A 20375-nucleotide genomic window follows, 5' to 3' on the forward strand; every position below is an offset into this window, starting at 1 on the left:
ATTGCAAGGAGTGGTATGGTGATGATAAAACGACCGCAAAAGGGATCGCCTCGTTGGATGACGACTTTTACAGATTTAACGATGTTATTATTAACTTTCTTTGTATTACTAGTTGCTACTTCAAAGCAGGATGCAGTAAAATTGTCAAAGATGCTTGAAAAGTTTAGTGATACGGAGCAAGTTGATGCAAAAGTAATGGAAAATACTATACCAGATATTTCACATGAAAAAAATGATGAAAAAATGGTCTCAAAAAAGCGAATGGACGACTTGTACAAAAAGTTAAAAGCATATGTAGATAATAACGGTATTAGTCAAGTGAATGTATATCGAGAAGATACAGGGGTAAGCGTTGTTATAGTAGATAATTTAATATTTGATACAGGTGATGCGAACGTTAAGCCTGAAGCAAAAGAAATTATTAGCAAACTAGTCGGATTTTTTCAATCCGTACCAAACTCAATTGTTGTGGAGGGGCATACAGATAGTAGACCGATCCATAATGAAAAGTTCCCTTCTAATTGGGAATTATCTTCAGCACGAGCAGCTAATATGATCCACCATTTAATTGAAGTGTATAATGTGGAGGATAAAAGGTTAGCTGCGGTAGGATATGCAGACACAAAGCCAGTTGTACCGAATGATTCACCGCAAAATTGGGAGAAAAACCGTCGCGTTGTCATTTACATTAAAGAATAGTATTTTAGTATTTTAGTAATAAAATACTAAAATGAAGAAATTCTTTTAAAAAAATATTAAATTTTATCGTTTTATTTTGTATAATGAGTGAGAATGATAAGGTGAAATATTAAGATATATTTATACATAGAAGGAGAGAATCAAAAAGAATGGCACATAAAATTTTAGTTGTAGATGATGCGATGTTCATGCGAACAATGATTAAAAACTTATTAAAAAGTAATTCTGAATTTGAAGTAATCGGAGAAGCGGAAAATGGAGTGGAGGCAATTCAAAAATATAAAGAACTTCAACCTGATATTGTAACATTAGATATTACTATGCCAGAAATGGACGGACTTGAAGCATTAAAAGAAATTATGAAAATTGATTCAAGTGCAAAGGTTGTTATTTGTTCAGCAATGGGACAACAAGGTATGGTATTAGATGCAATTAAGGGCGGGGCAAAAGACTTTATTGTAAAGCCATTCCAAGCAGATCGCGTAATCGAAGCTTTAACAAAAGTAGCAAATAGCTAATATAAAAGGGGTGCCACAAGGAATCAAAACAGTGATAACGGATAGATGTGTGGCCCCTTTTTTCTCATTTTAAAACACTAAATTGTTATACATAAATGAAATGTTTGTTAGACAGGTAGGGGATGAAAATGCAAACAGATCTATTAAATATATTTTTTGAAGAGTCGGAAGAACATTTACAGTCGCTAAATGAAAATGTGCTAATTTTAGAGCAGAATCCTACAGATATGGATGTAGTGGGAGAAATATTCCGCTCAGCTCATACGTTCAAAGGTATGTCTGCGAGTATGGAATTTACGGAAATGGCGGATTTAACGCATAAAATGGAAAACGTTTTAGATGAAATTCGTCATGGGAATATAGTAGTACATGCGGATATTATTGATGTGATTTTTGAATGCATTGATAATTTAGAGAAAATGGTTGCAGATGTGCAGCAAGGCGGAATGGGTAATATTGATGTAGTCGCAACGAAGCAAAAATTAGAAGCGTTATTGAACGGAAATGTAGAAACTTCTATGGAACATGTAGAGCAAGAGTCTATAAACAATGATGATGCAGTTTCGCATGAAGTGCATATAACCGTTGAACAGCAAGCTATTTTAAAAGCAGTACGTGCCATTATGTGTATTGAAGCACTGCAAAATATAGGCGATATACAAAAAACGGTTCCTAGTATTGAAGAAATCGAAGCGGATGCTTTCGGTTTTGAGTTTACAGTATTTATGAATACGGATCGTAGTGAAGAAGAAGTGAAACAGGTAGTGCTTCACGTTTCTGAAATTGAGAAAGTAGTAGTGAAACAAGGAGAATCATTACAGGAAGTAGATTCGATGGTTGCTACGCAAGAAACTACGCGAGTAGAAGAAATGATACAGTCGTCTATAGTTGCGCAGGTGGAAGCACCTATTGAGACAGCGAAGCAACCTGCAAGTGCTACGCCAACTAAAAGCACTGCAAAAACGAAAAATGCTAAAGGTGAGAATCGTTCCATTCGTGTGCAGCTAGAGAAAATTGAACGATTAATGAACATGTTTGAAGAGAGTGTAATTGAGCGTGGTCGCATAGATGAATTGGCACAAGCAATTCAAAACAAAGAATTAATTGAGCATTTAAATCGATTAGGCGATATTTCAAAAGATATTCAAAATGTACTTCTAAACATGCGTATGGTGCCGATTGAAACAGTCTTTAATCGTTTCCCGCGTATGGTGCGTATGTTAGCGAAAGATTTAGGGAAGAAAATCGATTTGCAAATTACGGGTGAAGATACAGAAGTTGATAAAATTGTTATTGATGAAATCGGTGATCCACTCGTTCATTTAATTCGTAATGCAATTGATCATGGTATTGAGACTGTTGAAAAACGTCGTGATGCAGGGAAAAATGAGACGGGTACAATTAAATTAGAAGCGTTCCATAGTGGAAATCATGTCGTAATTCAAATTACGGATGATGGAAATGGAATTCATAAAGGGAAAGTATTAGAAAAAGCAATTAAAAATGGTGTTGTAACAGAATCTGAGGCAAATAAATTAACGGATCGTGAAGTGTTTGATCTCATTTTCCAACCAGGATTTAGTACAGCAGAAGTAGTATCGGATCTTTCAGGGCGCGGGGTTGGATTAGATGTTGTAAAACATACAATCCATAGTTTAGGTGGACATTTAATTATTGATTCAGAAGAAGGAAAGGGAAGTACATTTAGAATTGAACTTCCATTAACGTTGTCCATTATTCAATCTATGCTTGTTCAAACGAATGATAAACGTTATGCTCTACCTCTTGGTAACATTGTTGAAGCGATTCGTATTAAGAGAGAAGACATCCAAACCTTACAAGGAAAAGACGTGTTAAACTATCGTGATCAAATTATTGAAGTGAAGCATTTGAGTACTGTATTTGGTGAAAAATCAGTAGATGAGGCATTTGAATCATATGAAAGTCAAATGGTTCCTGTGTTAATTGTTCGTAATACACATCGTAGCTATGGACTTATTGTAAACACAATTATCGGCCAAAGAGAAATTGTCTTAAAGTCATTAGGTGATTTCTTTGCAGAAAGTTCGAACTATTTCTCTGGCGCGACGATTCTCGGCGATGGACGAGTGGTCCTCATTTTAAACCCAGAAGGTTTATAATAGGAATGAAGGAAAGCTCCCCACTTGTATACAATTGGGGAGCTTTTTGGTTAATTACATACTAATATATATAACAGGAAATAAATACATGTTCACGATTTACGTAATAAATTTGTTAAAATGTAATGAGTGTATTCATTTAATAGAAAAACAAAAATGAGGAGGCAGGGAAAATGCCTGAGCAACACACAAAAGGGGATACGAGTACAATTGTGCTAGAAAAAGAAAAGGAGCTTTTAACGCCTCAAGAATGTGATATTCTTGGCGAAATTGCAAATATATCATTTGGCTCTGCTTCGACAGTATTATCAACGATTTTAAATAGGCAAGTAAGTATAACTGCTCCTCATGTAGAGCTAGTGGATTTATACGATACAAGTGATGTTGAGGTTCCTCATGTTGTATTAAATATTCATTTTACAAAAGGATTAGATATGGAAAATCTACTTGTCCTTCAGCAAGATGTTGCTTTATCTATTGCTGATTTAATGATGATGGGGACAGGTGAAGTGGAAGAGGGAAAAGAACTTGGCGAATTAGAGCTAAGTGCTGTACAAGAAGCGATGAACCAGATGATGGGATTCGCAGCGACGTCTATGTCGGAATTCTTCCAAGATACAGTAGACATGTCACCGCCGACAATTAAAGTTGTAAAGTTATTAGAAGAGATGGAGAAAATCTCTGGAATAACTGGAAATAACACGATTGTGAAAGTGTCGTTTGACCTTAAAATAGATAATCTTGTAAACTCTAAACTTGTACAAATTGTTTCAGTTGAACATGCGAAACAAATGATAAATAAATTACTACAATTATCTGGTGGCGTAGAAGAGCAAGAAGAGCCAGCAGAAGTAGCGGAAGCCGAGATTGTAGAAGAACATGTTGAAAAAGAGCAGTTAACGCAAGAGGAGAAAGATGTACTTGGGGAAATTGCCAACATTTCCATCGGTTCAGCCTCAACGGTATTATCAACGCTTTTAAATCAGCCGGTTACGATTAGTACACCCAATGTAGAAGCGATTAATGTGCGTCATTATGACGGTGTACCGGTTCCCTTTGTGATTTTAAATGTCGATTTTGTTGAAGGTTTAAAGAATGAGAACGTATTCGTATTTACGAAAGATGTTGCTTTGACAATGGTAGATTTAATGATGATGGGAACAGGGGAGATTGATCCAGAGAAAGAGCTTAGTGAATTAGAGCTGAGCGGTATTAAAGAAATCATGAACCAAATGATGGGGCATGCGGCAACAGCGATGTCAGAAATGTTTAAAGAGAAGATGGACATGACGCCGCCAGACGTCAAATTTGTCACGTTAAAAGAAGAAATGGAATATTTGGGAGAGTCAATGGAAGTGGATGAACTCGTTCAAATTACGTTCAACCTTGAAATTGGCGACTTGCTTCAATCGAAAATGTATCAAATTTTACCGATTTCAGAAGCGAAAGAAATGGTAAGACGACTGCTATATCCAATGGTGGAAGCAGAAGAAGAGATTGCAGAGGAAGAAATGGAAGAAGAGGTTGTAGAACCTGTTGTACAACCTATTGAATTTAAAGAAGTGAAACAAATTGAGCCAGTGTATATGGATACATCTATTCTACAAAATGTAGAAATGAATGTGAAATTTGTATTTGGAAGTACAGTGAAAACGATTCAAGATATATTAAGTTTACAAGAAAATGAAGCCGTTGTATTAGATGAAGATATTGATGAACCAATTCGAATTTATGTAAATGATGTATTGGTGGCGTATGGTGAACTTGTAAATGTAGATGGATTTTTCGGAGTAAAAGTGACAAAATCACTATAAGGCGTTGAAATAGTAGATGAAAAGCGTAAAGTTTTTTCTAATTTGCTGGCTATGCATACATGTGTGCTTGCTCTTCCCACTGCAAAGTCAGGCGGAAGAGCAAAATGTGCCAGAACAAAATATAAATGAAGTGGATGTACAAGAAGAGAATAAGGAAGTTCAAGAACAGCCAGAACAAGTGGAAATAAAGCAAGATAAAGAGGAACAACAAGAAGTAAAGAATGAGCAAGAAACCGAAAAAAAGATAGAGACGGATCAAGGGATTATTACAATAAATAAGCGAGAATTAAAAGTTGGCGAAGAAATACGGATTATTGTAGAGCCAAAAGAGACAAATATTCAAAGTATAAAAGGTATGTTGCGTTTGCCAAAAAACAGTAATCTGTATGAGCAAGAAAGAATGATACCTTTTGACTATGAAGAAGAGACGAAGCGATGGATTGCTAACTATAAGGTCGGGATTTTTGATTTGCAAGGTGATTGGAACCTTCAGCTTATTCAAAGTTTTAAAGAAAATGAGAAAGAAGAGCTGATAGAAAATGAAGTGAAAGTCCCACTTATTCGTATAAATAATGAAACGCCAACAATAGATAAAGAGATGCCGAAGTTGCATAAAGTCACTATTGACGAGGCGAAGGAGAATGTAATCGAACGAAAACGAGGCGATTCTATACGTGTAAGAGTGAAGGCGGCAGACGTGGAATCGGTTGTGAAAGAAGTTCGTGTTACATTAAAAGGAAAAGACAATAAAGAGATTACATTTTTATTAGATTACAATAAGCGCGACATGGAATGGCAAAAAGTATTTGAAATAACGGATGCACTATCAAATGGGACATACGAGCTACTTGTAGAGGTAGTAGATGCGGCTGGAAATAAACTCGTTGAAGAAAGTGAGTATGTCGTTTCTGTTTTGGAACAAAAAACAGAAGAGGATAAAAAGACAGAAGAACGAGAGAAAGAAGATAAATTAGAAAATAAACTAGAAGATAAGAAAGAAACTGAGAAGCAGGAAGACACGAAAATAGAAATCCCGCTTCAGGAAGAAAAACAGCCAGTTGTTCAAATTCCGAAAAAAGAAGAGAAAGTAAACGACCTTATAAAAGAACCATTGAAAGAGAAAGAAAAAATTACTTATGTTATAAAAGAGCCTCTCACAGACAACAAGGAAGTAAATAATACGAAGGCTCAAAAAGATAAAGATAATAACAATCAAGTCATTTTGAAAAAGAAAGAAAAAAAAGAAGAGCCAGAAGATAAGAAAGAAACTAAAAGTGACCATGGAATACAAGCTTCTAATGTATTTGCTATTATGTCAGGTTTATTCGTACTATTTTTAGTTTTAAAGAGCAATAAAGAATGGGGCTAATTAATTTCATCATAGTGGAGGCGCTTAAATGGAAATTAAACGTACGACAATTGAAAATAAGACGCTACAACCATTAAAACAGCCTGCAGCTATTTCAGAACATGAAATCCAGAAAGAACGAAAGTATAGTAATCTAGTGTTTACTGGACAGTCTAAAATTATTTCGAAAAATAACGAAATAGGGATTTTACTTGCGAGTTTAGGTGATGGAAAGGTTATGAAGGAAATGCTTTCTAAAGAGATGGATACAGTATTACAACTCTTTAAAAAGTTACATACATTATCTGGAGAAGGAAAGCAAACAGATAAAATATTTGAACAAGTAATGAGAAGCTTACAAGGGCTTGTGAAACAGGCGCATATAAAAGAACTGCCTTTATTAGATGGAACGTATGATTTCGCTGAAGTACAACTATCATTTGGTAGAAAGGTACACATTCCGTTATTAGATGTAAGTGCACTCCTCTCTAGCGTGGAGAGTGACTCGTCAGAAGGAAATATAAATTTAATGGTAACGGTTATTACTGCGTATATCACGAAATTGTCTAACGAAACCATTTTAATTAGCGTCACGGATCGCACAGCTAAAGAGCGGGATGCAAGTGTATGGAGAGCACTTGCAGAAATGAATATGACACAATTATCACAGGCATTGAAACAAACGGTGCAAGAACATAAATGGTCTATGACGTTTCTTTTTCTCTTTATATGGGTTGCTTGTATTATTTTAATTCGAGTTATATAAAAAATGAACGGAATCACGCAATTCTTTGTTATGATTTTAGTAAATAAATACAAAAAAAGCAGGGTGCAATAATCCTGCTTTTTTCTATATTTTTTCATAAAAGAATGTATCAAAACGCTGAAGATTGAATCGTTCAGGTGTTAAAATTTGCTCTGTGCTACCGACAAATAGCACACCGCCTTTTCGTAAAGAACGGCTAAACTTTTCATACAGCTTGACTCTTGCTTCTTCTGTGAAATAGATCATTACATTACGACAAACAATTAAATCGTAATTTGTATCGAACGATTGCATTAATAGGTCATGCTGTTTGAACGTGACGTGTTGTTTAATATTTTGATGTAATGAATATATATCATCTTCTTTTGTGAAATGACGTTCTTTCAAATCGCTAGGTAATTCTTTCAAAGAACGTTCCGTATATTGACCACGTTTTGCACTCTCTAAAATATGAAAATCAAGATCCGTTGCTAGTATTTCATAGCGAAATGGAGAGAGATGTTTCGATAAAATTAAAGAGAGTGTATATGGTTCTTCACCAGCAGCGCAAGCGGCACTCCATACTTTTAATTTTCCGTTATTTTGTTCGAGTAATTTTGGCAGTGCTTTCGATTCTAACGTTTGCCAACGTTCTTTATTTCTAAAAAACTCTGAAACGTTAATTGTAATATAGTCAATAAAACTTAAAAATAAGTTTTGATCAACACGTAAAGTACTTAAAAATGTAGTATAGTTTTCAAAGCCTTTTCTTGAAATAAAAGCATCGATTCTACGGCGCATCCTATCTTGTTTATACGAAGCGATATCCATATTGAATTGTTGTTTAAAACTCGTGATAAAATGATCATAATCTTGTTCAATTATCATATTTACAATGGGCACAATAACGATATTGTGCCGCCCCCTTTACATCATACGAATTTTTTGTTCAAAGCTTTTTTTCATTTGTTTTTCATGTAAACCTGGTAAATCATAAATGACAGCATCAATCCCAGCTTCTTTTGCAATGTCAACGGGAATGACAGATGTATGTTTGTCTCCGTTATAAAAACAGAGAACTAAATCGGTATCTTCAATAATTTGTTTCACAAAAAACATATAATCAGATCGATAAATAGAGTCGGAAGGATGATCAAAAGCAACATACTCGGCTCCGTGTGATTTTAAATAATCTACGATTTCTTGGAATTCATCTGTTACTGCTTGTAACGGTTGGAGCGTGTAAAGGCATAAATTTTGAGCGAGCCTTTCGTTTTCAACGAAAAAACGAAGTACCTCATTTTCAATAGATTTATAACATAATATGTAAATTTTATGTTTGTGAGCATAGTCAGTTAAAAATTTTTTAATTTCTTCTTGATCTAATGCTGTTAATTGATTTGAACCACAAAGAAAAATATTCATAGAATTGTGCCACCTCATGCTAAATTGTAACATATCTTCTATAAAAAATAACTGCAAAATATTAGTGTTCAGAGTATAATTATAAATAACTAGATTTTACGATTAACTTTTGGAAGAAATAAAAAAATAAATAGGTGATATATATGCTGCGTTCAATCTCGCATAATCCAATCTTATCGCATATACCGCCTGCTACTCAAATGCCGAAAGAAGCAAATGTCAGGACTGGACTTGCATTTTCGGATAATTTGCATGCAGATCCGAAAAAAGATAAGTTGTTAGAACAAATGGAAGCGTTTGTTGATAATATTGGAGAAATTAAAGAAAAAATCGAAATGGAATTAACACTTGATAACGTAATGGAATACAAAAATACAGTAAAATCATTTTTGAATTTTTACGTTGATAATGTATTGCAATATAAAGATGTCATGTCTCGTCATCCGCGTTATGGCTATTCACAGAAAATGACGATTGTAAAGCAGGCGGAAATGGGATTGAATGAGTTAGAAGATGTTATGAACTTAATTAATACAAAAACGGGACATTTAGAAATGTTAAATCAAATTGGAGAAATCCACGGTTTAATTGTAAATTTAGTCTTGTAAAAGGGAAGGAAGCTATATGTATATACAATTATATGAAAAGCTCGTTATTATTCAAAAAGCATATGAAAACATTCAAACGCTTGGAGAACAAATATATGAGAATTTAAAAAATAAAAATGTAAATGCAGTTCAAAAGTTACAAGTAGAGCAATTGCAGTACATTGAAGGTTTAAAACAATTATCGAGATCATTTGAAGAAATGGTTGTTCAGTTTTGTAAAGAACAGGGAGTGGAATCATTTCGCGTAAGTGCGTTATTTTCGCATTTTTCTCAAGAAGAAATTGAGAAAATGGAAAAATTACAAAAAAACTTAATTGGATTAGAAGAAAATGTAAAAATGCTTCTTTTGAAAAATCAATATTACTTAAACGTACTATTAAAAACTACAGAAAGTATTGTGGATTCAGTTTCTGAATATAACTTAGAACGAAACAATAATTCGCAAATCTTTATGAACGAACTATTGTAAAGGGGAAGTGAAGCATTATGAGATTATCTGATTACAATACCCCGTTATCGGGTATGTTAGCGGCCCAAATGGGATTACAAACGACGAAACAAAACTTATCAAACATTCATACACCTGGCTATGTGCGCCAAATGGTGAATTACGGATCTGTTGGAGCGAGCAATGGTCATACACCAGAACAGAGAATTGGTTATGGTGTACAAACGTTAAGTGTTGATCGTATTACAGATGAAGTGAAGACGAAACAGTTTAACGACCAATTATCTCAGCTCTCTTACTATAATTATAAGAACTCGGTTTTATCACGAGTAGAGTCTATGGTAGGAACGACAGGTAAAAATTCACTATCTAGTTTAATGGATGGATTCTTTAATGCTTTTCGAGAAGTGGCGAAAAATCCAGATCAATCAAACTATTATGATACGCTAATTTCTGAAACTGGGAAGTTTACAAGTCAGGTAAATAAACTTGCGAAAAATTTAGATTCAGTAGAAGCGCAGACGACAGAAGATATTGAAGCGCATGTCAATGAATTTAATCGTCTTGCTGACAGTCTAGCAGAAGCGAATAAAAAAATTGGACAAGCTGGTACACAAGTGCCAAATCAACTTTTAGACGAACGTGACCGTATCGTTACAGAAATGTCTAAGTATGCCAATATAGAAGTATCTTATGAATCTATGAATCCTAATATCGCAAGTGTTAGAATGAATGGCGTTTTAACAGTGAATGGACAAGATACATATCCGCTGCAACTAAATAAAACGAAAGAACCTATGTCTGTTGAAATTTACGGTTCGGAAATTCCTATAACTAGTGGGGCAATAAAATCTGCAATCGATACGAAAGGGCAGATTGCTAGTTATAAGAAAAATCTTGAAGAGTTAATGAGTTCAGTGAAAAATCAAGTAAATACAGTGATGGGAAAAGACTTCTTCGTTGGAGATTATGCGAAAGAGTTGAAATTAAATCCAGAATTTGCGAATGATTTTTCGAAAATGAAAATATCTGCTGAAACTGCAAATAAATTGGCAGGCATTACAGATGAAGATTATAAAGATGGTCTTTCATATAAAAAAGCATTAGACCAATTCATAGTGAAGGTAGCATCTGATAAAAGTGAAGTGAACGGTTATCAAAAAATTCATGGAGACTTACTAGAAGGTATTCAGCAAGAAAAGATGAGTATCGAAGGCGTGAATATGGAAGAAGAAATGGTTAATTTAATGGCCTTCCAAAAATACTTCGTTGCGAATTCTAAAGCTATTACAACGATGAATGAAGTGTTTGATAGTCTGTTTTCAATTATTAGATAATGAGTGACAAAAGCGAAGATCTTTTCTTTTATGTTTAAAGAGAGAGCCAGTGGAGTGTAGAAGCGGTCAGTGCCTAATAGAGGACCTATCGGTGTGAGACCAGAGATACAGGGCGGTTGCCGGATAAGGAAGAATGGAGGAAAGCCGGAAATAGTTCCGGTTGCACCTTCCAATCAATTTTCAATAGATAAAGGAGGAGATAGAAATGAGAGTATCTACATTTCAAAATGCAAACTGGGCAAAGAATCAGTTAATGGATTTGAATGCCCAACAGCAATATCATCGAAATCAAGTAACTTCAGGGAAGAAAAATCTTCTTATGAGTGAAGATCCACTTGCAGCAAGTAAATCATTTGCAATTCAACATTCGTTGGCGAATATTGAACAAATGCAAAAAGATATAGCGGATTCTAAAAACGTGTTAAGTCAGACAGAAAATACATTGTCAGGCATTGTGAAATCATTAACGAGAGCGGATCAATTAACAATACAAGCATTAAATGGACCAAATGGTGAAAAAGAATTAAAGGCAATCGGTGCCGAAATCGATCAAATTTTAAAACAAGTTGTATATTTAGCGAATACGAAAGAACAAGGTCGTTATCTTTTTGGTGGAAATAGTGCAGAGAAACCTCCATTTGCAGATGATGGGACATACCAAGGTGGCGAAAAAGATGTAATGTGGAAGCTAAATGACGGTTATGAAATTAAAGCTTTTCGTAATGGCGAGAACTTACTAACTCCTGTTATTCAAACGTTAGTAAAGATGAAAGATGCGATGCAAAGTGGTGATCAAAAGGCGCTGCAACCGATTTTAACGGAAAATAAGAAAAACTTGGATAGTGTTATTAACCGTACAACAGAAGTGGGAGCAACGATGAACACTGTAGAGACGTTTAAGACAATTTTAAGCGAGCAAAATCTAGCACTTCAAGAAAATCGTAAAGAAATTGAAGATGTTGATTTAGCGGTAGCAATTTCTGACTTGGCGTATATTAACGCGACGTATGAAGCGACGCTTAAAGCGGTTAGCACGATGAGTAAAACGAGTATTTTAGACTACATGTAAAGAATAAGGAGTGAGAAATATGGCAGGAACGATAACAGGTATTGGCGGTAGACAACAGATTTGGAATCTCGGAAATAACATGATCGATACTTCTAACTTCGTTGAATTAGAAATGAATGCGTTAGATATGAGAAAAACACCGTATACAACTGAAAAGAATAGCCTTTCACAAGATAAACTTTTATATACAAGTTTAAAATCGGAATTCAGTTCTTTCACGCAAACATTTAAAAATTTAGCGGCTTTTAAAGGGAATGAGAAAAAGGTAACAACATCACAAGACGGTTATATTAATGTCAAAGCTGATGGTGGAGCTATTGCGGGAACTTTTAATATGAAGATTACACAGCTTGCGCAGCGCCATCAAATAGCTTCTGATGAAATTAAAGATATAGATGCAAAGCTTAATAGAGATGAAACATTAAAACTAGGTAATAAAGAACTAAAAATAACATCTGATATGACATATAAGGATTTAATTAATAAAATTAATGATGGAGATTATGGTGTATCAGCTTACACACTTGGAAATAAAATTTTTATGACCTCAAAAAAAGAAGGAAAAGATGGAGTGATTAATTTTGAGGGGAACACATCTAAATTTTTTCAAGATATAGGGTTAGCTAATGAGAAGGGTGCAGCGATCCATATAATCAATGAAGCGCAAAATGCTGAATATACGATTAATGGTATTACAGGTAGCAGCTCCACCAATACAGTTGAAGCCCTTCCAGGTGTGAAAATTGAATTATTAAAAGTAACTGAGCAAAAAGTAGAGGAAAAGCCAGTAGAAAATCCGGACGGAGAAAGTACAGAGGTTGATCCAAAGACAACAGAGGCACAAGCAAAAGGGATAGAGCTGAAGTTTACAGTAAGTGACTCAAACGTAACAGACGCATCAAATGTTATTAAAAAAATGGTTGCGGATTATAATAAAGCTGTTTCTACAGTAGATATCTTTGCTGGTAAAGGCGGGGCGTTCCAAGGTCAAGCTATTATGCAAAGTGTACGCCAAGCGATGAATAGCGTCGTAACATTTTCTCAAGATGGTAATTACTTATTCTCATTTGGTATTCAATTAAAGCAAGATGGAACGATGGAAGTTAATGATGAAGCATTAACGAAAGCGTTAAAAGAGAAGCCGGATGCAGCGAAGCAATTTTTCTTTAGTTCTAACGGATTAGGGAAAATGATGGAAGAACCACTTGAAAAATTATTTGGTGATAAAGGTGTAGTAGGAGAACGAGTAAAAAGTATTGATTCACGTGTAAGTGATTTAGATAAAAAGATTAAAGATATTGAAGCACAAAACTTGCAAAAACAAGATGAAATTGTGAAGAAGTATCAAAAACTAGAAAGTACATTAGCGGCGCTAGATAGCCAATTAAAAACAATTAAAGCAATGACAAAACAAAAAAGTGATGATTAATGAAAGTTGAGGAAGTGATCGTATGCAAGCATGGCAACGTTATATGCAAAATGATATTATGACGAGTAATCCGATTAAAAATACAATTTTTATTTATGAAAGATGCATTGTAGAGTTTCGTAATTTAGAAGAGCTTTTACATACTTTTAAACTACAAGAGGGAGATGCGCTTCTTGAGAAGTTAGAACGTATTTTTGAAGAATTAAAGCTTCAATTAAACCCTGAGATTACGAAAGATTTATATGATAGTCTTTATGGTTTATATGATTGGATAAGTGTTCAAATTCAAACGATGAAAGTAACACGTGAAGCGAAAGATATTGATGCAATTGTGAAAGTGTTACAAGATTTAATAGACGGTTATCGCGGAGCGCTTGAAAATGAACAATGATATTTATCGAGCATTTGTCGGCTGTTTTAATGAAATCGGTGAATTGCAAGTGTCAGATGAAGAGTTTGCTGAGAAGAGCGCGATGTTAAATCGCTGGATGATGACATTGGATGAAGAAACGCGCGCACAAGTTGCGGCAGAAGTAAGTCCATTTATTATTAAGGCAGCACAGCATATTCGAGATAAGCAAAAGATTTTGGAAGAAATGATTATGACAAATGATGGGCGAATGAAAGCCAATTCATTTTACGGTAAATATTAATTATAAAGTGTGGAAACGGATCCCCCTTATTACAAGGGGGGCCATTCCTTCATGTAAATAAAGAGTTCCGCTGATTGAGGTTTCATTTTATGACTGTAAAAAATAGAAGTAATCTAAATAATATAAAAATAATCTACAGCTAGTCGTAAATATGTTCAAATAGTATATAGATTACTACGCGTATACAGCTTTTTTGTATTCTTTTTTATATTTTTGTATTTTTCTAAAGACAACAATGTAAAAATGGAATAAAATATGTAAGGGTACATAATAGTTAATATTTTAATAAATACATATAAGAAATTAAATAATGAAGTGAAACTTCCATCAGTGGATTATTATGCCAAAATGATAAGTTAAAAAGGAAGGGTGTGGAGTATGCCAGATTTAGTAACTGATGTAAGCCATTATATGAATTATTTAGTGACGAAACGAAATGCTGTTTCTAGTAATATTGCAAATGCGAATACACCTGGCTATAAAGCACAAGACGTTACATTTGCTGAGCAAATGAATAAAAGTAGTGCATTATATAAGAGTAATACTGCGGATTTAAAAACTAATGCAGATTTATATCAAACGAATGAAATGCACTTACCGACAGTAAATGCGAAAAATACATATGCAAAGATTCAAACGAAGTCAATGCAAACGAATAAAGATGGAAATAGTGTGGATGTAACGACAGAAATGCTAGATTTAATGAAAGCAAACCAATTGTATGGGATCTCAATTAATGCAATTAATACACAATATGCAATTAACCAAGCAGCTCGCGGACGTTAATAGTAGAAGGAGAGACAACGATGTTTCAGGCAATTAATGCAAGTGGATCAGGGCTAACAACAGCGAGAAAATGGATGGAAGTTACTTCAAATAATATTGTAAATGCAAATACAACGGCAGCTCCGGGGGCAGATTTGTATGAGCGCCGTAGTGTAGTGCTTGAATCAAATAATAGTTTTGCGAATATGTTAGACAGTGCACCGACTAACGGGGTGAAAATAAAAAGTATTGAGGCAGACAAAACTGAAAACTTAGTGTATGATCCGACGCATCCGCATGCAAATGAAGAAGGATATGTACGTTATCCGAATGTTGATGTGACTGCTGAAATGACGAATGTAATGGTTGCTCAAAAAATGTATGAAGCAAATACAAGTGTATTAAATGCGAATAAAAAAATGCTGGATAAAGATTTAGAAATCGGCCGAGGATAAAGGGGGAATATGGGAAGATGAAAATCCAACCAATGTTACATACACAACCATTTGGCGCGATTCAGTCAATTGGTGTACCGAAAAATACACAAACATCTGTAGTCGAGGGGAAGAAGTTTATCGATTTATTGGAAGATATGAATCAAACGCAAAATAATGCGCAAACAGCGGTATATGATTTACTAACAAAAGGAGTAGGAGAAACACATGACGTTTTAATTCAGCAAAAGAAAGCTGAGTCTCAAATGAAAACGGCTGCTCTTGTACGTGATAATCTTATTGAAAATTATAAGTCACTAATTAATATGCAAATTTAGGAAAATGGACGGGTGTGTTTAAATGGAAAAGTTAAAAAATGTTTTCCAATCGTTAAAAACGTGGCATAAGTTAGTCATTGGTGCTGCGCTTTTAGCAATTGTAACAGGAGCACTTTTATACTTCACCTTGCCAGATAAATATGTTGTTGTATATCAAAATTTAAATGATGCAGACAAGCAAGAGATTACAGCAGAATTATCGAAGCTAGGTGTCGATTACCAATTAGCAACCGATGGTTCGATTCGTGTGCAAAAAAATGATGCTCCATGGGTTCGAAAAGAAATGAATGGAATGGGCTTACCGTTTAACTCAAAAAGCGGTGAGGAAATTTTATTAGAAAGCTCGCTCGGTTCAAGTGAGCAAGATAAAAAAATGAAGCAAATTGTCGGTACGAAAAAGCAATTAGAGCAAGACATTGTAAGAAACTTTGCGACAGTTGAAACGGCAAATGTTCAAATTACATTACCTGAAAAAGAAACAATTTTTGATGAAGAAAAAGCAAAAGGAACAGCCGCAATTACGGTTGGTGTAAAGCGTGGTCAACTATTAACGGCTGATCAAGTTGCGGGTGTACAGCAAATGATCAGTGCAGCAGTTCCTGGTGTAAAAGCAGAAGAAGTAAGTGTTATTGATAGCAAAAAAGGTGTTATCTCAAAAGGGGCAGATGAAGCGCATGCTACTAGTTCCTCTTCTTATGAGAAAGAAGTAGAGATGCAACACCAAATTGAAGGTAAATTAAAGCAAGATATCGATGCAACATTAATGACGATGTTTAAGCCGAATGAATATAAAGTGAATACGAAAGTATCTGTAAACTACGATGAAGTTACACGTCAATCTGAAAAATATGGGGATAAAGGTGTGCTTCGTAGTAAACAAGAGCAAGAGGAAAGCTCTACTGCGCAAGAAGGTGCAGATACGAAGCAAGGTGCTGGTATTACAGCGAACGGCGAAGTGCCGAACTACGGTACGAACAATAATCAAAATGGCAAAATCGTCTACGATAATAAAAACGGTAACAAAATCGAAAACTATGAAATAGATAAAACAGTTGAAACGATTAAGAAACACCCAGAGTTAACGAAAACAAATGTTGTTGTATGGGTGGATAATGATACGTTAGTAAAACGAAGAATTGATATGACGACTTTCAAAGAAGCGATTGGTACAGCAGCTGGACTTCAAGCTGATCCAAATGGGAACTTTACAAATGGTCAAGTTAACGTTGTAACTGTTCAGTTTGATCAGCCGAAAGAAGAGAAGAAGAAAGAACCAGAAGAAAGTGGTATAAACTGGTGGTTAATCGGTGGTATTACAGGTGGCTTATTAGCGCTCTTTGGTCTAATATGGTTCTTCTTAGCTAGACGTAAGAGAAAGAAAGAAGAAGAGGAATATGAAGAATACTTAGCAGAAGAGGAAGTTGCTGCAAGTAGTGAAAGTATTATGGAAATTCCGGAAGAGAAAATAGTACCAGAGCCAAAACCTGAGCCAGAACAACCGAAAGAACCAACGTTAGATGAACAAGTGCAGGATGCTACGAAAGAACATGTAGAAGGTACTGCAAAAGTAATTAAAAAATGGTTAAACGGACAGTAAGGGAGGAACAACGATGTTAGATGAAATCTCCTCCAAAGAAAAAGCTGCCATTCTCATTCGTACATTAGATGAAGAGGTGGCAGCAAAAGTCATTGAATATATGACGGCTGAGGAAAAAGAAGTGTTGCTTCGTGAAATCGCGAAGTTTCGTGTATATAAACCAGAAACGTTAGAGAATGTGCTAGGGGAGTTCTTATATGAACTAAATGTAAAAGAATTGAACTTAGTCACTCCAGATAAAGAGTACATTCGTCGCATATTTAAAAATATGCCAGAAGACGAGCTTGAAAAATTATTGGAAGACCTTTGGTACAACAAAGATAATCCATTTGAATTCTTAAATTCACTTACAGATTTAGAGCCACTTCTTACAGTGCTTAATGATGAATCACCACAAACAATTGCAATTATCGCTTCTTACATTAAACCGCAACTTGCTTCTCAATTAATTGAGAGATTGCCAGATCATAAGCGAGTAGAAACGGTAATGGGTATTGCGAAACTAGAACAAGTTGACGGTGAACTCATTAATCAAATTGGTGAGCTATTAAAAGCGAAATTAAATAATATGGCGTTTAGTGCAATCAATAAAACAGACGGCTTAAAAACAATTGTGAACATTTTAAATAATGTTTCACGAGGCGTTGAAAAAACAGTCTTTCAAAAGCTGGATGAAGTTGATTATGAGTTATCTGAGAGAATTAAAGAAAATATGTTTGTCTTTGAAGACTTACTTGGTCTTGAAGATCTTGCGCTTCGCCGTGTGTTAGAGGAAATTACAGATAACGGTGTCATTGCAAAAGCGCTTAAAATTGCAAAAGAAGAAATTAAAGAGAAATTATTTACATGTATGTCTTCAAACCGTAAAGAGATGATTCTGGAAGAATTAGATGGCTTAGGACCACTTAAGATGACAGATGCTGAGAAAGCGCAGCAAATGATTACAGGTACGGTGAAAAAGTTAGAGAAAGAAGGAAGAATTATCGTTCAAAGAGGTGAAGATGATGTCCTTATTTAAAAACAGAATTCCGAAGAATTCTGTTTCTTTTTCTGAAGAAACGTATGAATTACAATTTCCAAAACCAATACCAGTTCACGTAGAAGAAATACAAGTAGATCATGAAGAACTTCTTGCGCAACAACAATCGTTACATGTTGAACTAAATCAGCTAAGGCAAGAGCAGCAAATATTAGAACGAGAGCGTCAGCAGTTAGTACATGATCAAGAACAATTTCAAATGCACGTTCAGCAGCAGATGAAAGAAATAGAATCGGCACGTCAGCAGTTTCAAAAAGAGCAACAAGAAACAGCATACGAATGGACAGAATTATTATGGGATCAATCTTTCCAACTAGCAGAAAAAATTGTGAACCAAGCAGTAGATTCGCGATTACTTGATGTATTACCTATTTTAAATGGCATTGTTCAAACGTTGCCTACTTCGTTTGAAAAACTAGTCATTACAGTACATCCAGAAACATTTGAACGTATTCAAGAAGAGAAGGAAAATACGAAAGAGTATTGGCTACTACAATTAGTAGAATGGAAATATGATTTTTCCTTACAGTTTGGTGAATTTGTTCTGGAAGAAGAGAAAGAGTTCTTTGAATTTAAATTTGCACCTATATTTGCGAAACTTCGTCAAAAATGGGAAGAAGAGAAATTATTTGAGGAGCAAAATATATGAACAACCAGCTCATAATCGAACATAGTAAATGGAATACGTTTATTGAAACGCCGTTCTATACGAAAGTCGGTAAAGTTCATAGTGTACAAGAACAGTTTTTCGTAGCGAAAGGACCGAAAGCAAAAATTGGAGATGTTTGCTTCGTTGGGGAACATAATGTTTTATGTGAAGTAATTGCGATTGAGAAAGAAAACAATATGTTACTTCCATTTGAACAAACAGAAAGAGTATGTTACGGAGATTCAGTTACATTAATTGCAGAAGATGTTGCTGTACCTCGTGGCAATCATTTACTTGGAAAAGTGTTAAGTGCAAATGGTGAAGTGTTAAATGAGAATGCTGAAAACATTCCATTACAAAAAATAAAATTAGATGCTCCGCCGATTCATGCATTTGAACGTGAAGAGATTACTGAAGTATTTGAAACGGGAATAAAATCAATTGATTCTATGTTAACAATAGGTATCGGTCAAAAGATTGGTATTTTTGCTGGGTCAGGTGTTGGTAAATCTACTTTACTTGGAATGATTGCAAAAAACGCAAAAGCGGATATTAACGTTATTAGTTTAGTAGGAGAACGTGGCCGGGAAGTAAAAGATTTTATTCGAAAAGAATTAGGCGAGGAAGGTATGAGGAAAAGCGTCGTTGTCGTAGCGACGTCAGATGAAAGTCACCTTATGCAGCTTCGTGCAGCTAAGCTTGCAACATCTATTGCTGAATACTTTCGAGACGAAGGCAATAACGTATTACTTATGATGGACTCTGTCACACGTTTTGCTGACGCGCGTAGAAGTGTTGATATTGCCGTTAAAGAGTTACCGATTGGTGGTAAAACACTTTTAATGGAAAGTTATATGAAGAAGCTGTTAGAGCGATCTGGGAAAACGAAAAAGGGGGCTATAACGGGTATTTATACTGTACTCGTTGATGGAGACGATTTAAACGGTCCGGTACCGGATTTAGCACGTGGTATTTTAGATGGACATATTGTATTAAAACGTGAACTTGCAACGCTCAGTCATTATCCTGCTATTTCAGTGCTAGACTCAGTAAGTCGGATTATGGAAGAAATCGTGTCGCCAACTCATTGGCAACTGGCAAATGAAATGCGAAAAATTTTATCTATTTATAAAGAAAATGAATTGTATTTCAAATTAGGAACGATTCAAGAAAATGCAGAAAATGCTTATATTTTTGAATGTAAAAATAAAGTAGAAGGTATAAATACGTTTTTAAAACAAGGTCGATCTGATAGTTTCCAATTTAACGATATTGTTGAAGCAATGCACCATATAGTATAAGACCTTGCGCTTCGCAGG

At 35.0% G+C, this 20375-nt stretch carries 22 protein-coding genes; 20 read left to right on the forward strand and 2 right to left on the reverse strand.

Going from position 1 to position 20375, the window contains the following annotated elements; translation table 11 throughout:
- The first annotated feature begins 21 nt into the window (after window positions 1-21).
- The 6 genes from NST14_RS08610 to NST14_RS08635 all read left to right on the forward strand — a co-directional run bounded on the left by NST14_RS08610 (window position 22) and on the right by NST14_RS08635 (window position 7286).
- On the forward strand, window positions 22-699 hold the full coding sequence (locus tag NST14_RS08610; RefSeq protein ID WP_000596046.1) for an OmpA family protein: 678 nt from the start codon (window positions 22-24) through the stop codon (window positions 697-699).
- A 149-nt stretch (window positions 700-848) separates the two neighbouring features.
- Window positions 849-1217, forward strand: a complete 369-nt coding sequence (locus NST14_RS08615; RefSeq protein WP_000940577.1) for a response regulator — start codon at window positions 849-851, stop codon at window positions 1215-1217.
- Between the two features lie 128 nt (window positions 1218-1345).
- A complete protein-coding gene (locus NST14_RS08620) occupies window positions 1346-3358 on the forward strand; it encodes a chemotaxis protein CheA (protein WP_001192576.1) in 2013 nt (670 codons plus the stop codon).
- A gap of 173 nt (window positions 3359-3531) precedes the next feature.
- Window positions 3532-5172 (forward strand): flagellar motor switch protein, encoded by a 1641-nt coding sequence (locus tag NST14_RS08625; protein ID WP_229142958.1) that lies wholly within the window; start codon window positions 3532-3534, stop codon window positions 5170-5172.
- Window positions 5173-5188: 16 nt separating this feature from the next.
- Window positions 5189-6541 carry a transglycosylase gene (locus NST14_RS08630; RefSeq protein ID WP_229142959.1) on the forward strand — a complete coding sequence of 451 codons (1353 nt, stop codon included), beginning with the start codon at window positions 5189-5191 and terminating at the stop codon, window positions 6539-6541.
- A gap of 28 nt (window positions 6542-6569) precedes the next feature.
- Window positions 6570-7286, forward strand: coding sequence for a hypothetical protein (locus NST14_RS08635; RefSeq protein WP_048557456.1), 717 nt, complete (start codon window positions 6570-6572; stop codon window positions 7284-7286).
- 84 nt (window positions 7287-7370) lie between these two features.
- Here the strand turns inward: NST14_RS08635 and NST14_RS08640 are convergent, their stop codons facing one another.
- Window positions 7371-8153 (reverse strand): CheR family methyltransferase, encoded by a 783-nt coding sequence (locus tag NST14_RS08640; RefSeq protein WP_000582906.1) that lies wholly within the window; start codon window positions 8151-8153, stop codon window positions 7371-7373.
- A gap of 39 nt (window positions 8154-8192) precedes the next feature.
- Window positions 8193-8690, reverse strand: coding sequence for a flagellar motor switch protein FliG (locus tag NST14_RS08645; RefSeq protein WP_001020115.1), 498 nt, complete (start codon window positions 8688-8690; stop codon window positions 8193-8195).
- 143 nt (window positions 8691-8833) lie between these two features.
- Between NST14_RS08645 and NST14_RS08650 the strand changes: the two genes are divergently transcribed.
- The 14 genes from NST14_RS08650 to NST14_RS08715 all read left to right on the forward strand — a co-directional run bounded on the left by NST14_RS08650 (window position 8834) and on the right by NST14_RS08715 (window position 20357).
- The gene (locus NST14_RS08650; protein WP_000946323.1) at window positions 8834-9298 is read left to right on the forward strand and encodes a YaaR family protein; all 465 of its coding nucleotides are present in this window, start codon (window positions 8834-8836) and stop codon (window positions 9296-9298) included.
- 16 nt (window positions 9299-9314) lie between these two features.
- Window positions 9315-9767, forward strand: coding sequence for a hypothetical protein (locus NST14_RS08655; RefSeq protein ID WP_229142960.1), 453 nt, complete (start codon window positions 9315-9317; stop codon window positions 9765-9767).
- 17 nt (window positions 9768-9784) lie between these two features.
- Window positions 9785-11083, forward strand: a complete 1299-nt coding sequence (gene flgK / locus NST14_RS08660; RefSeq protein ID WP_229142961.1) for a flagellar hook-associated protein FlgK — start codon at window positions 9785-9787, stop codon at window positions 11081-11083.
- A gap of 205 nt (window positions 11084-11288) precedes the next feature.
- Window positions 11289-12152, forward strand: a complete 864-nt coding sequence (locus NST14_RS08665) for a flagellar hook-associated protein 3 (RefSeq protein WP_001266392.1) — start codon at window positions 11289-11291, stop codon at window positions 12150-12152.
- 19 nt (window positions 12153-12171) lie between these two features.
- Window positions 12172-13581, forward strand: a complete 1410-nt coding sequence (locus NST14_RS08670) for a flagellar hook-associated protein 2 (RefSeq protein ID WP_229142962.1) — start codon at window positions 12172-12174, stop codon at window positions 13579-13581.
- A gap of 22 nt (window positions 13582-13603) precedes the next feature.
- Window positions 13604-13972: a flagellar export chaperone FliS gene (locus NST14_RS08675; RefSeq protein ID WP_001149522.1), complete on the forward strand. Its 369-nt coding sequence runs from the start codon at window positions 13604-13606 to the stop codon at window positions 13970-13972.
- Window positions 13962-14234, forward strand: coding sequence for a hypothetical protein (locus NST14_RS08680; RefSeq protein ID WP_001058066.1), 273 nt, complete (start codon window positions 13962-13964; stop codon window positions 14232-14234). Before NST14_RS08675 ends, NST14_RS08680 begins: the two co-directional genes overlap by 11 nt.
- A 378-nt stretch (window positions 14235-14612) precedes the next feature.
- Window positions 14613-15020 carry a flagellar basal body rod protein FlgB gene (gene flgB, locus NST14_RS08685; protein ID WP_001113117.1) on the forward strand — a complete coding sequence of 136 codons (408 nt, stop codon included), beginning with the start codon at window positions 14613-14615 and terminating at the stop codon, window positions 15018-15020.
- Window positions 15021-15040: 20 nt separating this feature from the next.
- Window positions 15041-15454, forward strand: a complete 414-nt coding sequence (gene flgC, locus NST14_RS08690) for a flagellar basal body rod protein FlgC (protein ID WP_000484677.1) — start codon at window positions 15041-15043, stop codon at window positions 15452-15454.
- A 17-nt stretch (window positions 15455-15471) separates the two neighbouring features.
- Window positions 15472-15771, forward strand: a complete 300-nt coding sequence (fliE, locus tag NST14_RS08695; protein WP_000701675.1) for a flagellar hook-basal body complex protein FliE — start codon at window positions 15472-15474, stop codon at window positions 15769-15771.
- A 22-nt stretch (window positions 15772-15793) separates the two neighbouring features.
- On the forward strand, window positions 15794-17368 hold the full coding sequence (locus tag NST14_RS08700) for a flagellar M-ring protein FliF C-terminal domain-containing protein (RefSeq protein WP_163262673.1): 1575 nt from the start codon (window positions 15794-15796) through the stop codon (window positions 17366-17368).
- 13 nt (window positions 17369-17381) lie between these two features.
- The gene (gene fliG / locus NST14_RS08705) at window positions 17382-18386 is read left to right on the forward strand and encodes a flagellar motor switch protein FliG (protein ID WP_000883350.1); all 1005 of its coding nucleotides are present in this window, start codon (window positions 17382-17384) and stop codon (window positions 18384-18386) included.
- Window positions 18373-19056: a FliH/SctL family protein gene (locus tag NST14_RS08710; RefSeq protein WP_229142963.1), complete on the forward strand. Its 684-nt coding sequence runs from the start codon at window positions 18373-18375 to the stop codon at window positions 19054-19056. The genes fliG and NST14_RS08710 overlap by 14 nt, the downstream gene beginning before the upstream one ends.
- A complete protein-coding gene (locus tag NST14_RS08715; RefSeq protein ID WP_001064656.1) occupies window positions 19053-20357 on the forward strand; it encodes a flagellar protein export ATPase FliI in 1305 nt (434 codons plus the stop codon). Before NST14_RS08710 ends, NST14_RS08715 begins: the two co-directional genes overlap by 4 nt.
- Window positions 20358-20375 lie beyond the last annotated feature (18 nt).

This window comes from Bacillus sp. FSL W8-0519 (genome assembly GCF_038005585.1).
GTDB lineage: Bacteria > Bacillota > Bacilli > Bacillales > Bacillaceae_G > Bacillus_A > Bacillus_A paranthracis.

Excerpts from the sequence above, each read along its gene's own strand:
- NST14_RS08650 (WP_000946323.1), top strand. The coding sequence starts at position 8,834 with ATGCTGCGTTCAATCTCGCATAATCCAATCTTATCGCATATACCGCCT.
- NST14_RS08620 (WP_001192576.1), top strand. The coding sequence starts at position 1,346 with ATGCAAACAGATCTATTAAATATATTTTTTGAAGAGTCGGAAGAACAT.
- flgK (WP_229142961.1), top strand. The coding sequence starts at position 9,785 with ATGAGATTATCTGATTACAATACCCCGTTATCGGGTATGTTAGCGGCC.
- NST14_RS08680 (WP_001058066.1), top strand. The coding sequence starts at position 13,962 with ATGAACAATGATATTTATCGAGCATTTGTCGGCTGTTTTAATGAAATC.
- fliE (WP_000701675.1), top strand. The coding sequence starts at position 15,472 with ATGAAAATCCAACCAATGTTACATACACAACCATTTGGCGCGATTCAG.
- flgC (WP_000484677.1), top strand. The coding sequence starts at position 15,041 with ATGTTTCAGGCAATTAATGCAAGTGGATCAGGGCTAACAACAGCGAGA.
- NST14_RS08700 (WP_163262673.1), top strand. The coding sequence starts at position 15,794 with ATGGAAAAGTTAAAAAATGTTTTCCAATCGTTAAAAACGTGGCATAAG.
- NST14_RS08645 (WP_001020115.1), bottom strand. The coding sequence starts at position 8,690 with ATGAATATTTTTCTTTGTGGTTCAAATCAATTAACAGCATTAGATCAA.
- NST14_RS08630 (WP_229142959.1), top strand. The coding sequence starts at position 5,189 with ATGAAAAGCGTAAAGTTTTTTCTAATTTGCTGGCTATGCATACATGTG.
- NST14_RS08610 (WP_000596046.1), top strand. The coding sequence starts at position 22 with ATGATAAAACGACCGCAAAAGGGATCGCCTCGTTGGATGACGACTTTT.
- fliG (WP_000883350.1), top strand. The coding sequence starts at position 17,382 with ATGTTAGATGAAATCTCCTCCAAAGAAAAAGCTGCCATTCTCATTCGT.
- NST14_RS08710 (WP_229142963.1), top strand. The coding sequence starts at position 18,373 with ATGTCCTTATTTAAAAACAGAATTCCGAAGAATTCTGTTTCTTTTTCT.
- NST14_RS08715 (WP_001064656.1), top strand. The coding sequence starts at position 19,053 with ATGAACAACCAGCTCATAATCGAACATAGTAAATGGAATACGTTTATT.
- NST14_RS08675 (WP_001149522.1), top strand. The coding sequence starts at position 13,604 with ATGCAAGCATGGCAACGTTATATGCAAAATGATATTATGACGAGTAAT.
- NST14_RS08625 (WP_229142958.1), top strand. The coding sequence starts at position 3,532 with ATGCCTGAGCAACACACAAAAGGGGATACGAGTACAATTGTGCTAGAA.
- NST14_RS08665 (WP_001266392.1), top strand. The coding sequence starts at position 11,289 with ATGAGAGTATCTACATTTCAAAATGCAAACTGGGCAAAGAATCAGTTA.
- NST14_RS08615 (WP_000940577.1), top strand. The coding sequence starts at position 849 with ATGGCACATAAAATTTTAGTTGTAGATGATGCGATGTTCATGCGAACA.
- NST14_RS08635 (WP_048557456.1), top strand. The coding sequence starts at position 6,570 with ATGGAAATTAAACGTACGACAATTGAAAATAAGACGCTACAACCATTA.
- NST14_RS08655 (WP_229142960.1), top strand. The coding sequence starts at position 9,315 with ATGTATATACAATTATATGAAAAGCTCGTTATTATTCAAAAAGCATAT.
- NST14_RS08640 (WP_000582906.1), bottom strand. The coding sequence starts at position 8,153 with ATGATAATTGAACAAGATTATGATCATTTTATCACGAGTTTTAAACAA.
- NST14_RS08670 (WP_229142962.1), top strand. The coding sequence starts at position 12,172 with ATGGCAGGAACGATAACAGGTATTGGCGGTAGACAACAGATTTGGAAT.
- flgB (WP_001113117.1), top strand. The coding sequence starts at position 14,613 with ATGCCAGATTTAGTAACTGATGTAAGCCATTATATGAATTATTTAGTG.